This window comes from Tepidibacillus sp. HK-1, from assembly GCF_001748485.2.
GTDB lineage: Bacteria > Bacillota > Bacilli > Tepidibacillales > Tepidibacillaceae > Tepidibacillus_B > Tepidibacillus_B infernus.
This window is the reverse complement of record NZ_BDGM02000026.1, coordinates 1-13,325: the sequence shown is the minus strand read 5'-3', so window position 1 is coordinate 13,325 and position 13,325 is coordinate 1. Positions and strand designations below refer to the sequence as shown.

Below are 13,325 nucleotides of genomic sequence, written 5' to 3'. Positions count from 1 at the left end.
TGAATAATTTAATTTACTAAAGGATATTTTTTGTGTAAAATGAATGAATAAATATAAAAGTATAAATATTATAAAAATTATTTTGAGAGGTGATGTTATGTTAAAAGACTTGATTGGCACACTCGGTGACATTGTCTGGGGTCCTCCGATGTTGATTCTTCTTGTCGGAACTGGTATTTTTCTTTCTCTTCGTTTAAAATTCATGCAATTTTCTCAATTACCTTATGCCCTAAAACTTGCTTTCTCTAAAAATCAAGATGATCAATCAGAGGGAGATATTTCCCACTTTGCCGCATTAATGACCGCTTTAGCTGCTACGATTGGCACAGGTAACATTGCTGGTGTAGCAACAGCTGTTATCTTTGGTGGACCTGGAGCTGTCTTTTGGATGTGGGTCACAGCGATCTTTGGTATGGCAACCAAGTATGCAGAAGCCATTCTTGCAGTAAAATATCGGACAATTGATGCAAGAGGTGAGATGGCTGGCGGACCAATGTACTATATCGAGAAAGGCTTAGGCTGGAAATGGTTAGGTGTACTATTTGCGCTATTTGCTTCCTTTGCTGCATTTGGTATTGGTAATATGGTTCAATCTAACTCTGTTGCTTTAGCTGTTCAAGAAAGCACAGGATTAACTCCTTGGATTACTGGAATTATTCTTATGATTTTTACTGGCTTAGTTCTTTTAGGTGGTATCAAAAGTATTGGTAAAGTTACCTCTTATCTCGTTCCACTCATGGCTGTTTTTTATGTTTTAGGAGGATTAATTATTATTTTCTTAAATCTTGACAAGGTGCCAGGTGCTCTTGGCCTTATTTTCGGAAATGCTTTTACTGGCCAAGCGGCTGTAGGTGGTGCTCTTGGAGCTGTTATTCGTTACGGAGTGGCAAGAGGAGTTTTCTCTAATGAGGCTGGATTGGGATCTGCACCAATTGCTGCGGCTGCAGCAAAAACAGATATGCCAGGTCGTCAGGCACTTGTATCGATGACAGGGACCTTCTTAGATACGATTGTTGTTGCAAGTATAACAGGGATTGTACTTGTTATGAGTGGTCTATATGCCGGGGTTGATTTAAGTAACCCTCAAGCTGCTGAACTTACTGTTAGAGCCTTTGAGCAATTCTTACCCAATATAGGTCAATGGATTGTTTCCATCGGAATTATTTTATTTGCTTATTCCACGATTCTTGGTTGGGCTTATTATGGTGAGAAGAGTTTCGAATATCTATTTGGTGCAAAATCTGTATTTTTCTATCGTTTAGTTTTCACCATTGCAGTCTTTATTGGAACCACCTTTGAATTAAAAACTGTTTGGGATATTGCTGACGTGCTAAATGGAATGATGGCTGTTCCAAACTTAATTGGTCTTCTAGGCTTATCTGGTATTGTCGTAGCGGAAACAAAACGTTTCCAAGAGCAACGCAAATTAGAACTAGAAAAGCAAACCTCCACTTTTTCAGGTTGATTTAATTAAATTTTAGATCTAGAAAAATAAGGGGATGGAGTAAGTAAGAGAAAGTTTAAAGAGGTGCATTCCTATTGGGGAAATGCACCTGTTTCTTTTCACTCTACCATATTTGGTGATAAAACATAGGCATAAACTAATTTTGCAGTCTGCTCCAATGACCGTATTTACAGGAATATTGGACTGATAAAATCCCCCACCTCAACTTTTACTAAATATCATATCAGAATGAAGTTTTTGTCATATTATGTTAAAATTAAGGATAGAAAAGAAAAGAGGGGATTAGCATGAATATACAGGAAATTGAAAAAAGAATCAATGAAACAAAAGAACTTACTTCTTCAGAAATACATCTGCTTTGGAAGAAATCCTTAGAAGATAGTAATCAAGCAAAAGATCAGTTGAAGTTTTATTATATGAAATCATTGTTACGAATTAAACCGTTATATGCTCATATAGAAGATCATGTTTTTTATACGACACTCGAGCAATCCGTAACAAAAGCATTAGAGCGTGGACTGAAATTTCGTGTAGAAGATTATAAAGCCTATATGAATCTTGCAAGCCAAACCTATTTTAAATATTTTTTACAGCCTAAAACAGATTCGTTACATGTTCCATCCCCATTGTACCAAGCCTTTTTGAGACTAGAAGGGATTTTTGCTAAAGTTCCTTTACTACAGCAACAAAATGAACAAAAACAAATTGAGCTATTATCGAAAGGGCTTGAATACCCGATCTTCTCTACTCGTCTTCTTTATTATAGCTATTTAAAATGGAAACAGAATCAGCTTAGACAAGTAGATATAGATTTAACTGTCTCACTACTTCCTGCACCTCAACGTGTTGAATGGGAAATCTTTTATGAAAAAAGTTTAGAAGAGGTGGAGAAAACCATTCTAACTGAATTGAAATAAGTGAACTTCTTTGGAGGCGCTTAGAGGTTTCGTGGTAACTGTTCAACTGAATAGAAAAGAGGTCAAACGATGCATGAATTTTTTACCATTCTTGTCGATATCATTTTACCAGTTTTTATATTAATTTCTTTAGGCTTTTGGTTGCATCGGAAATTTCAACTAGATTTATATACATTAGCGAAAATTAATATTTATTATCTAGTTCCATCTATTATCTTTACTAAGCTATATAATGTTGAATTCTCACTATATTTATTTTTACAGATATTTCTCTTTTTTGTTCTTCAAATAGCTTTTTTGTATTTTCTGACTTGGCTAGTAAATAAAATCTTTCATCATGAAAAAGGTTTGGGAACAGCGTTTTCCAATAGTGTCATTTTTTATAATTCTGGAAACTATGGGGTTCCAGTTAATGATTTAGTATTTCGGCATGATACTTTTGCAATGAGTATACAAGTTATTGTTTTAACACTACAAAATATCTTTACTTTTTCATATGGAGTATTTGCTTTACAGTCAGTAAACGGTAGAAATCTTAAGACGATTTTAAGTTACTTTAAAATGCCAGTCTTTTACGCTATGGCATTAGGAATTTTATTTAATGTTTTAAATATACAGGTCCCATCCTTTGTGTTGGTTCCAGTTAACTATATATCAGATGCTTTAATAGCGATTGCATTGTTAACATTAGGTGCGCAGGTTGCTAATTTGAAAATACAATATATTAATCTAACTATCTTTTTTAGTCTTTTTTTCCGCTTATTAGTCGGACCAGCTATATCATTTGTCATAATTTGGTTGTTTCATATTGAAGGGATAATGGCTCAAGCGATGATATTATCCGCATCAATGCCCACAGCAGTAAATAGTGCAATTATTGCTCAGGAATATAACAATGAACCTGAATATGCGGCACAGGTCGTATTACTTAGTACTTTATTTAGTTCATTAACAGTTACGATGGTAATCTATTTAGTAAGATTATTTTTGTGAAAAAAATGATACTCTTAATCCAAATGTACAGGGTTAAACACAATAACCCCAAAATGGGGTTATACTCTATAATCTATTACTGGATTCTATAATCTTATTCCGTAACCATCCTAAACCTTCCACGTGTATTTCAACAATATCATTAGCTTTTAAATATCGTGGAGGGGTGAATCCCTCTCCAACACCCGCTGGCGTTCCGGTTGCAATTACATCTCCCGGCTCAAGAGTTGTTCCCTGTGAGATAGTTGAAATGATTGTTGGGATGTCAAAAATAAGTTGTTCGGTATTAGCTGACTGACGAACTTCACCATTAACACGGGTTTCAATATGTAAATTATTAGGGTCTATTATTAAAGATTTATAGGCAATAAATGGTCCCATAGGACAAGCCGTATCCAAACTTTTTCCTAAAAAGAACTGCTTGTGACGTTTTTGTAAATCACGTGCTGTAATGTCATTGATCATTGTATAACCAAAAACATAATCAAATGCTTCTTCCTTGGATATTTTACTTCCCTTTTTCCCAATAACAACAGCTAATTCACCTTCATAATCTAATGCACTCGTGATGTCTGAATGATTCCATATATCTGCAAAAGGACCATTAACGGAAGTGGCTGCTTTTGTAAATACCATTGGATGTTTTGGTATTTCATCAGCAGAGCCCATTTCCAAAGCATGGGCGGCATAGTTTTTACCTAAGCAGAATATATTCTTTGGCGGGCGAGGAATTGGAGCCAGCAATGTAACCTCTTCAGAATTTAGCTGATATACCCAATTCCTATTTTCTTGTAGTTCTACCCATTCTAACAATTCATTTACATCTTTAATAAAACTATCTCCAAGTGTTATCGCCTCTATCATAGAGGTTGGTAAAAGTTTAACCTCTTTAGCTGATTGAGCTCTCTGCAAATCAATCACTTCTGTAACTTCCTCATTAACGACTCCTAGTTTTGTTTCTTGCCCTAGTTGAAAAGTTACAAATCTCATTTTCTCCCCATTTCCTTTCTTAATAAATTTATATTTTTTATTATTATCATTGTATAAAACCTTCTAGTCTTTATAAATGATGAAAGCTTAATACCAACCTCCGCTTAAAGAAATATCTAATCTTTAAATAAAAAGCTGCTACTTCAAACGTGAATACGTAAAGTGACGAATAGTTCACATGATTCCAGTTGACTCAGCTAATAGCTCTACTAAATGGACGACTCTTACCTTTTGTTGGAGCCCTTGGTCGATCACGCCTTTTTGCATTTGAATCAAGCATCCTGGATTTGTTGTGATGATTGTTGAGGCATGGGTCTCTTTTACTGTATCCATTTTTAAGTTTAAGATTTTCATTGATTCCTCATAATGGATTAAATTATAGATCCCGCCTGATCCACAACACATGTTGGGTCTTTTCATTTCTACTAATTTTAGACCAGGAATTTGTTTAATCAGTTCTAAAGGTTCCTCTTTTATTTTTTGGACATTTGTCATATGACAAGAACGTTGATAAGTAACAATTTCGTTCACTTGTTTTTTTAACGGGAGAGGACTCGCTTCCACCAAGACTTGACTAATATCCCTAACTTTTGCTACAAAACGCTTTGCCTTTTCTGCATAGTCGGGGTCATCGGTAAGTAATTGATCGTACTCATTGAGCGCCGCACCACACCCTCCAGCATTATTTACAATATAATCAATGTCTAGTTTTTCAAATACATCAATATTTTGTTTTGCTAATGCAATCGCCTGCTCATGGCCACCTGAGTGAGCATGTAAAGCCCCACAACAGGTTTGATTTTCAGGAATGACAACTTCAATATTCGCTAGCTTCATCAACTCTACAGTATAATGATTAATCCGCTGGTAAATTCCTTGCATAATACATCCTTGAAAAAAGGCAACTTTTATCTTTGGCTTCTGATTTGTGTTTTTAAGCGTACTTTCTTTTTTCCTATTATGATTGGATGGTAATATTGGTAATGTACGTTCATACTCACCTAAATGGTAAGGTAATAAATCTATTATTTTTGTAGTGTGAGCCATTTTTTGTAAACCTGTTTTTTGATATAACCAAATTAGATTACCTAAAGAAACCATAACCTTCTGTTTGGGAAAAACGTGTTTAAATAAGATATTTCGAATGATCCGAACAGAGGGTTTATAGGTCTTATGTTTTTCTAAAACTTTCTTTGCAGAATCAAGAATCCTTTCATACTGTACTCCAGTTGGGCAAGCTGTTTCACAGGCTCGACAACCAACACATAGTTCTAATGGTTCTCTAATTTGATTAATATCTTTGATTTTCCCTTCTGCCACCATTTTGACGAGATTGATTCTTCCCCGAGGAGAGTGGGTTTCTTTCTCCATTGTTAGATACGTAGGGCAAACAGGTAAACAATAACCGCATTGGACACAGGCATTGGTTAAATCATAGCGTAAATCCTGTTGGAGTTGATTAAGTAGTGTACTCATTCACTTAACACCAACTTCTGACCTGGTTCAGGGAAAATTTTTCCAGGATTTAAGATATTATTGGGGTCCCATGCTTTTTTAATGCGTTTCATCATCTCTAAACCCTCTTCACCTAATTCCATTTCCATAAAGGGGGCCTTCATGGTTCCAATTCCATGTTCTCCTGAGAGTGTCCCTCCAAGTTCAATTGTAGCGCGAAAAATTTCTTCTACGGCCTTTTCTACCCGTTTCATTTCTTCTTTATCTAGCTTATTGGCAATAATATTTGGATGTAGATTACCATCCCCTGCATGACCAAAAATCACAAGATGAATCTGATATTTTTCTTTTATTTCTTTTAACCGTTTAAACATCTCTGGGATTTTGCTTCTTGGAACCGTTGCATCTTCAGAAATTTTGGTCGGTTTAATTTTTACAATTGCTGGAGAAACCAGTTTTCTCGCCCGCCATAGTTCTTCCCGTTCTTCTTTGGTCGTGGCGATTTTCACTTCTCTCGCTCCTAATTGGCTGCAAATTTCTTTTACTTGTTCGATTTCATCTTTCACTGCTAAAGGGTGCCCGTCTACTTCTATAAGAAGAATCGCTTCTGCGTCACGGGGAAGGCCTACAGGTTCATAGTCTTCAACAGCTTGAATGGATGCCTGATCCATTAATTCTAATTTAGAAGGTAATATACCACTTGTTAATATTTTCGAAATCGCCCGACCTGAATCGACAATATCGTTAAAAATGACCATTGATGTTTCTGTCGTAAGTGGTTTTGGCACTAATCGTAAGATCGCTTCGGTAATAATGCCAAGTGTACCTTCTGAACCAACAATCAACTTGGTTAAATCGTACCCAGTAACGTTTTTTACCGTTTTTCCACCTGTACGAATTACTTTTCCTTCAGGGGTTACCACTTCAAGTCCAATCACATAATCTTTGGTTACTCCATATTTTAATCCCTTTGGACCACCCGAATTTTCTGCAAGGTTTCCTCCAATCGTAGAAACATGGGAACTACTTGGATCAGGTGGGTACATCAAACCATATTGTTCAGCCGCTTTATGAATATCTGCGGTTAAGACTCCTGGTGAGACGATTGCTACTAGATTATCTGGATCGATAATCAGGGTTTGGTTCATTTTCGATAAATCAAGAACAAGCCCCCCTTTGACTGGCAGAGACCCACCACTTAAACCCGTCGATTGTCCTCGAGGGTAAATAGGAAGCTTCTCTTGATTGGCTAATTGTACGAGACGAACAATTTCATCTTTACTTTTCGGCTGCACAACGATATCTGGTAGATAAGTACCGAAAGAACCATCATAAGAATAACTATATAAATCAGAGATATCGGTCATGACTCTTTTCGGATCGGGTATTAATCTCTTAATCTTCTCTATTACTCTATTTTCCATTATTATCCCCTCCCAAATTATCTTGCACACGGAAAGCTTTCACACCACTACTTACTTATAGCCCTTAATTTAAGGTGAGCGAATTGGTTTCATCAAATTTTATATTTAGGGGACCTTCTAGTAATTCAAAATTTTTTTCTCCTTGCAAAGTTTGAAATATTGCTTCCGAAACCCATAATTCATCAATTTGTAAGGTGTTTTTGATGATAGCTATTTTAAAATTTGATAAATCATCTCGTTTTAATACTTTTTCAATCCCCTCAAATAATGTCTTATCATCTGGAAAAGTCATAGGTATTGCAGCTCTAGTAACAAAACCGCTTGTCATGCAATTTAGATAGGTTGCCTGTTTATCGATTTTTCTCACTAACTTTTCTGTTGTAAAATCAGCTAAACCAATACCAGTTGCATTCCCATGAGATTCTTCAGATAAATCTAAAACAGCAAGATAGCGGATATTCGTGTGAGTAGGTTCAGGTACTCCTTCGATCCGAAGTCTACCGATGACATTCGTATCCATTCCTGTACCGCTGTAGTTCTTGCCCATCTGTAAAATAATGGCTAAATCAATATCTTTTACTGGAAGTTTAGGCATATAGGATTTTGCTATTTGTAACAGTCTCTTTTCCTCTTTTAAAATTTCATCTTTATACAAACCTTTGATCATTGCTGTTTCTTCTAACGCATTTTCTACAATCCCAATTCCTCCAATAATAGGTGCTAATTCCATCGCCTTTATGGCAATAGAAGGAATGGACTTAGCAAGATACTCTGCACCTAATGAATGAACCATTGATGCTCCTTTTGCTCTCCCCATTCCTACTGCCATCATCTTAAGTAATCCACTTTCATATGTTCCTGTAAAAGAAGTATGGGCTTTTATACGATTAACGACAAGTATTCCGTCTGCTTTTACTGCTTCCTTAGCCACATATACAGGTAGCCCTGTTATCTCCTGATCTGTATTTCCAAGTTGAACTACTTCTGAAGAGAAGATAACTGGGCATTTCATCACATCTTCTGTTATACCTAGGCTTTCCAATATACTTTTTTGCCCTTCACTTATACCTCCACCATGACTGCCCATTGCAGAAAAAAGGAAAGGTTGATATCCCATTTCCTTTAATTTTGTAATGATCGTTTTTAAAATAATGACGATATTGGATATCCCTCTGCTACCAGCAGGAATTGCGATGCTTGATCCTGCTAATAGTTGACTTTGACTTATCACATATTCCACTTCTTTAGCAATCGTTTCTTCAATATCCTTTAAAATCGGTTGATTGGAAAAAGTTTGTTTGAGTTTGTAGATTTTAGGCCAAGTATTCATGATTGGTACCTCTATTGATCACTTCTTTTTGTTTCTTTATCTGGATAAATAAAGAAATAACGAGTAACCCAATTCCTATAGCATCGGTAATAATCCCAGGTTTAATCATGAAAATTGCTGCTAAGAAGAATAGAATTCTTTCTAACCAATTTAAAGGTGAGCGATAGTAATTTAGAACAGCAACAGCAAGGGAAAATACTCCGAATAATCCAGTAATAGCTGCCAAGATAACCTTATCAAACGAAACAGGACTTCCATCTAACGTTTGCATCAAAATGACAGGATTATAAGCAAACATAAACGGAATAATAAAGCCTGCGATTGTTAATTTTAATCCTGTCCATCCTGTTTTCATTGGGTCGGCTCCTGCAATTCCTCCAGCCGTATATGATGCTAATGCAACAGGAGGTGTAACGTTAGATAGCACGCCAAACCAAAAGACGAAAAAGTGTGCTGCAAGAGGAGGAATACCTGCTTCTACTAATGCAGGTGCTGCCGTAACCGCAACCACTATATATAAAGCAGTTGAAGGTAATCCTAAACTTAGAACGATCGCTGTTAACATAACTAATACTAAAGCAACTGATAATTGACCAAAGGAAATTTTCAGGATGTTATAAGCAAGTACGGATCCTACTCCTGTCATACCCACTACACCGACGATAATTCCTGTTGCAGCTGTTGCAATACCAACTTGAATGGCGCCTCGTCCAGCCTCTTCAAAGGCTTGTAAAATTTTCTTTGGGCCAATTCTTGTATCTTTATGAAACCAACTTGCTAAAATGGTGGAAATAATTCCTGCAAAACCAGCATATAGTGGGGTTCTTCCTTCAAAAAGTGTCCATACTATAACAATAATAGGTATTAATAATAACCCACGTTTTTTTAAAACATCCCAAACTCTTGGTAATGTTTCAGCACTTAATCCACTAAGTCCCAAACGTTTAGCCTCTATATCCACCATAATGATTACCCCTGCATAATAAAGCAATGCCGGAATCACAGCAGCCAACATTACTGTTGAATAAGGAACACCTACAAAACCTGCCATAATAAAGGCGGCTGCACCCATGATTGGTGGCATCATCATCCCGCCAGTAGAAGACGCAGCTTCTACTGCACCAGCAAAATGTGGTGCATAACCGATCTTTTTCATTAAGGGAATCGTAAATGTACCTGTAGTAGCTACATTTGCTACAGCACTTCCACTTAATGTACCCATCATCGCGCTAGAAAGAATGGCTACCTGTGCAGGACCACCACGTCTCTTACCTGCTATCGCTAATGCTAAATCATTAAATAAGTCAGCAGCACCACTAGCACTAAGAAAGGCACCAAATAAAATAAATAAGAAGATGTAAGTAGATGATATAGAAATCGTAATTCCTAACAATCCTTCTGTCGTCATATACATACGGTAAAGTAAACGTTCTGTTGTAAAGTTTTGATGAGCAAACATTCCTAAAAAGGAAAATTCACCAAATCTAGCATAAAGTAAAAATATGATACCAAGAATGGGTATAAACCAACCAATCGTTCTTTTTCCTGCAATTAGGGTAAGGACGATTGCTAATCCCGCTACAATATAATCTAGTAAATTCGCTTGCCCACCTCGGGCAACAAAGATATCTTTATAAAAGATAACGATATATAAACCTACGATAACCCCACCAATAGCTAGAAGAATATCCCATAGGCTAAATTTATGAGTACTCGATTTCTTATTTCCTGGGAATAGCAAAAAGGATAAAACCAATAAAAACCCCAAATGTATCGCATTTCGGTGGATTTCTTGAATTATACCAATACTATTGGCATAGATCTGAAAGACAGAAAAAAGAATGGCAAACACTGCAACAATTTTCCCTTGAAAGCCAGTAAATTGACGCTGAGGATTGACCACTTCCTGTTTTTCTATTTTTGCCTTTTTAGATTCCATTTTTCATCTCCCCTTTAATAAAGATGGTAAGAGGGTGGTTTATGCCACCCTTTTTCATTAAATTTTCGTTTATTTGGCTTCTGGTGGTATTAAGTGTTCTGGAATCTCGAGTCCTTTTTCTTTAAAATATTTATATGCCCCGATGTGTAATGGTGCAGGCAAACCATTTAAGGATGTTTCCAACTTAATACTCTTGGCACTGTTATGTACAGAGTACATGTAATCTAAATTTTCAAATAAAGTCTTCGTTAAATCGTATACTAATTTTTCATCTACTGTATTGGCAACACCTAACCAGTTAGGTTGAGCAATTGTTTTGATCTCTTCCTTTTGACCTGGATAAGTTTCAACAGGAATGACAAAACGGAACCAAGTATTATACAACTTGTTAATACTTGCTAATTGTTCATCTGTGAACTCAAGTACCTTAACACCGGCTTTACTAGCATATAAATCAGTAACTGCTGCTACAGGAGTACCAGCTGGCATTGATGCGCCACTTATTCTACCATCTTTTATAGCTGAAGCCGCATCATTATAACCAAGATAATCAGGTTTAATATCTGCTTTTGAAAGGCCAACTCCTTCAAAGATCACCATTGTAGATTGTTCTGTTCCGCTTGCTTGTGGTCCTACGGAAAAATTAGATCCCTTTAAATCAAGAATATTCCCTGTTTTAGCTAGTTCTTCTTTTAAAACAAAATGTTCAACATTGGGCCAAAGCATGGAAATTGAACGTAATCCATCATATTTTTTTCCTTCAAAAGCACCTTTTCCTTGGTAGGCCATAGAACCAATTAATCCCTGAAAAATCGCAATTTGTGCTTCCCCGTTTCTTAATAGGTCAATATTTTCTACAGAACCTGCCGAGGATTGGGCACTTGCATTAACTCCTTTCAACTTTTCTGTCCACAAAGTCGCCATTCCTACCCCAATTGGATAATAGGATCCACCTGTTGAAGCGGTAGCAATATTAATAAATTTCATTCCGCCTCCACCATTACTTGAAGTGGTTGATGATGAACATCCAACCAGACCAATTATCATGCTGATCATTACTATCATCGCTATCATTTTTAAACCTTTTTTCCTCATTTTTCTCCCCCTCTTTTTTTAAAAATTTTCTTTAGAATGATGACTTTAAAGTCCCTTTTTCTCTATAAAAACTGAATGAATAAAAAGCACCTCCTTCATTAAACTTTATTTTTAATTAAACCTCGACTTCACATGTTCTAAATGATCCCACATCTTTTTACTAGCAAGATTTGGATCTTTTACGGCAATCGCATCATATATCTCTTTATGTTCATTTAAAATTTGTTGACTTCTACCTGGGATTTTTAAAGACTCTTGCCTACTTTTATTTAGCCCTTGGATAAAATAATCAGCTATAAGATAAATCATCTGTATAAGCATATGATTTTTACTGGCTTGAACGACAGCACGATGAAATTCGTAATCTTCTTTTGCAGCAATTTTATTTTCTATTACAGCTCTTTCTAGTTTTGTAAGCGCTTTCTTTATCTTTGTTAAATCTTCTGAAGTGGCTCTTTGGGCCGCCAAATAAGCAGCTTGTGATTCAATCCCTTGTCTTACTTCTAAAATTTCTCCCAATTGTATTCCATAATTAAACAGTAAAATATTCATCTTGTTTAATAGTTGATTAACCTGATCTTCAACCAAAAAAACGCCAATTCCCGTTTTGATTTCTACCATTCCATAATATTCCATAACACTAAGGGCTTCTCTGACTGCAGAACGAGAAACATTTAGTAATTTGGCCATTTCCCTTTCTGAAGGTAATTTATCCCCTGGCTTTAATTGCCCAGATTCAATGGAAGATTTTATTCTTTCAATAACAATTTGATAAACTCTTTTCTTTTTAATCGGCTCAAAAATCATAAAAACTCTCCTAAGAAATGCTTAATTTCTTCCCTATCTTTATTATTGGATCAATCATTAGGTGTCCTGACCACCTACACTATTATTTTTTATTTTATATTCTGAAAATTATTTTTTCAATATATTTTTAAAATATTTTAATAATATAACTCATTTAAAAGAACATTTAATATTTCTAACTGGTTTAGTTAAGAGATGCAAAATCCATTTGGCAATTTTGAAATTCATCAATCCATAGCCTTCCAAGTGGTTTCTAACAAACATAATGTCGTATCTTGTTCATCAACAATCTGATGCAACCCTCTCAATTGATCACTTTCGGTTACGATCTCTGTTCTCACTTGAACCTTAGTTCCATATTTAGTTTCTTTCTTATACATTGCCTTGATATTATTCAAACTGTAATTTAATACAGTTTCTAATGGTATTGTTTCTATAGCCCATTCTACATACTTGGCGTTATTCACATGCTTATTCGTATCAATATCACTATAACGAACAGTAAAATCCTTCATATATTCAATTTCTCTTGGCTCATCCAATTTACTCATCTCAGAATCTTTTATTTGTTCAGGGTCTAAACCATAAGCTTGATAGATCATTTTCGGAATCTTGGTTAACCGCATTTTTTCAGTATCTAATAGCACCCACCGAGAAAAGGCATAAACCATTAATTTGCCATGTTCATCAGTCACTTTAAATTCCCGATAGGCAGTGAACTACCCGCCACCTACGTTTCGCTTAGAGGTGGGGGCTTCTAAGGTAATCGCACCTAACGGTACGAAATTTACTTAGCTATCGAGCCTGTTCCATGCTCTATTTATGATTATACTAACAGTCGCAATCCTTCACGCTTGATATTGATAGAAGCGTTCCAATCTCTATCTGCCACAAAACCACAATCACAATG

The 13,325-nt window shown here is 35.9% G+C and carries 11 protein-coding genes and 1 pseudogene; 3 read left to right on the top strand and 9 right to left on the bottom strand.

Annotated features, from left to right (window positions below; all coding sequences use genetic code 11):
- Window positions 1-97: 97 nt before the first annotated feature.
- The 3 genes from BEN26_RS12075 (at window position 98) to BEN26_RS12065 (ending at window position 3,375) form a co-directional block, all read left to right on the top strand.
- Window positions 98-1,465: an alanine/glycine:cation symporter family protein gene (locus BEN26_RS12075; protein ID WP_069801099.1), complete on the top strand. Its 1,368-nt coding sequence runs from the start codon at window positions 98-100 to the stop codon at window positions 1,463-1,465.
- A gap of 287 nt (window positions 1,466-1,752) precedes the next feature.
- Window positions 1,753-2,382, top strand: coding sequence for a hypothetical protein (locus BEN26_RS12070; protein WP_069801100.1), 630 nt, complete (start codon window positions 1,753-1,755; stop codon window positions 2,380-2,382).
- Window positions 2,383-2,451: 69 nt separating this feature from the next.
- Window positions 2,452-3,375: an AEC family transporter gene (locus BEN26_RS12065; protein ID WP_068722505.1), complete on the top strand. Its 924-nt coding sequence runs from the start codon at window positions 2,452-2,454 to the stop codon at window positions 3,373-3,375.
- A 66-nt stretch (window positions 3,376-3,441) separates the two neighbouring features.
- On the opposite strand, the gene BEN26_RS12060 is transcribed toward BEN26_RS12065, so the two are convergent.
- The 9 genes and pseudogenes from BEN26_RS12060 to BEN26_RS14320 form a co-directional block, all read right to left on the bottom strand.
- A complete protein-coding gene (locus BEN26_RS12060) occupies window positions 3,442-4,365 on the bottom strand; it encodes a fumarylacetoacetate hydrolase family protein (protein ID WP_069801101.1) in 924 nt (307 codons plus the stop codon).
- 174 nt (window positions 4,366-4,539) lie between these two features.
- A complete protein-coding gene (locus tag BEN26_RS12055) occupies window positions 4,540-5,841 on the bottom strand; it encodes a (Fe-S)-binding protein (RefSeq protein ID WP_069801102.1) in 1,302 nt (433 codons plus the stop codon).
- Window positions 5,838-7,244 carry an FAD-binding oxidoreductase gene (locus BEN26_RS12050; RefSeq protein ID WP_069801103.1) on the bottom strand — a complete coding sequence of 469 codons (1,407 nt, stop codon included), beginning with the start codon at window positions 7,242-7,244 and terminating at the stop codon, window positions 5,838-5,840. The genes BEN26_RS12055 and BEN26_RS12050 overlap by 4 nt, the downstream gene beginning before the upstream one ends.
- Window positions 7,245-7,308: 64 nt before the next feature.
- Window positions 7,309-8,574 carry a nickel pincer cofactor-dependent isomerase, group 22 gene (locus BEN26_RS12045; protein WP_069801104.1) on the bottom strand — a complete coding sequence of 422 codons (1,266 nt, stop codon included), beginning with the start codon at window positions 8,572-8,574 and terminating at the stop codon, window positions 7,309-7,311.
- Entirely contained in the window at window positions 8,558-10,513 is a 1,956-nt protein-coding gene (locus tag BEN26_RS12040; protein WP_069801105.1) for a TRAP transporter permease, read from the bottom strand. Before BEN26_RS12040 ends, BEN26_RS12045 begins: the two co-directional genes overlap by 17 nt.
- A 69-nt stretch (window positions 10,514-10,582) precedes the next feature.
- Complete coding sequence (locus BEN26_RS12035; RefSeq protein ID WP_068722493.1) at window positions 10,583-11,608, bottom strand: TAXI family TRAP transporter solute-binding subunit; 1,026 nt, start codon at window positions 11,606-11,608, stop codon at window positions 10,583-10,585.
- Between the two features lie 111 nt (window positions 11,609-11,719).
- Window positions 11,720-12,415 (bottom strand): FadR/GntR family transcriptional regulator, encoded by a 696-nt coding sequence (locus tag BEN26_RS12030; RefSeq protein WP_069801106.1) that lies wholly within the window; start codon window positions 12,413-12,415, stop codon window positions 11,720-11,722.
- Window positions 12,416-12,642: 227 nt separating this feature from the next.
- A complete protein-coding gene (locus BEN26_RS12025) occupies window positions 12,643-13,017 on the bottom strand; it encodes a hypothetical protein (protein ID WP_399168469.1) in 375 nt (124 codons plus the stop codon).
- Window positions 13,012-13,119 (bottom strand): annotated as a pseudogene (locus BEN26_RS14320) (acyl-ACP thioesterase domain-containing protein); the annotation flags it as partial. The gene BEN26_RS12025 and the pseudogene BEN26_RS14320, both read right to left, overlap by 6 nt.
- Window positions 13,120-13,325: the final 206 nt, after the last annotated feature.

Bases quoted from the DNA above. Each gene is read 5' to 3' on its own strand.
- BEN26_RS12075 (WP_069801099.1), top strand. From the start codon at position 98: ATGTTAAAAGACTTGATTGGCACACTCGGTGACATTGTCTGGGGTCCT.
- BEN26_RS12070 (WP_069801100.1), top strand. From the start codon at position 1,753: ATGAATATACAGGAAATTGAAAAAAGAATCAATGAAACAAAAGAACTT.
- BEN26_RS12065 (WP_068722505.1), top strand. From the start codon at position 2,452: ATGCATGAATTTTTTACCATTCTTGTCGATATCATTTTACCAGTTTTT.
- BEN26_RS12060 (WP_069801101.1), bottom strand. From the start codon at position 4,365: ATGAGATTTGTAACTTTTCAACTAGGGCAAGAAACAAAACTAGGAGTC.
- BEN26_RS12055 (WP_069801102.1), bottom strand. From the start codon at position 5,841: ATGAGTACACTACTTAATCAACTCCAACAGGATTTACGCTATGATTTA.
- BEN26_RS12050 (WP_069801103.1), bottom strand. From the start codon at position 7,244: ATGGAAAATAGAGTAATAGAGAAGATTAAGAGATTAATACCCGATCCG.
- BEN26_RS12045 (WP_069801104.1), bottom strand. From the start codon at position 8,574: ATGAATACTTGGCCTAAAATCTACAAACTCAAACAAACTTTTTCCAAT.
- BEN26_RS12040 (WP_069801105.1), bottom strand. From the start codon at position 10,513: ATGGAATCTAAAAAGGCAAAAATAGAAAAACAGGAAGTGGTCAATCCT.
- BEN26_RS12035 (WP_068722493.1), bottom strand. From the start codon at position 11,608: ATGAGGAAAAAAGGTTTAAAAATGATAGCGATGATAGTAATGATCAGC.
- BEN26_RS12030 (WP_069801106.1), bottom strand. From the start codon at position 12,415: ATGATTTTTGAGCCGATTAAAAAGAAAAGAGTTTATCAAATTGTTATT.
- BEN26_RS12025 (WP_399168469.1), bottom strand. From the start codon at position 13,017: ATGATCTATCAAGCTTATGGTTTAGACCCTGAACAAATAAAAGATTCT.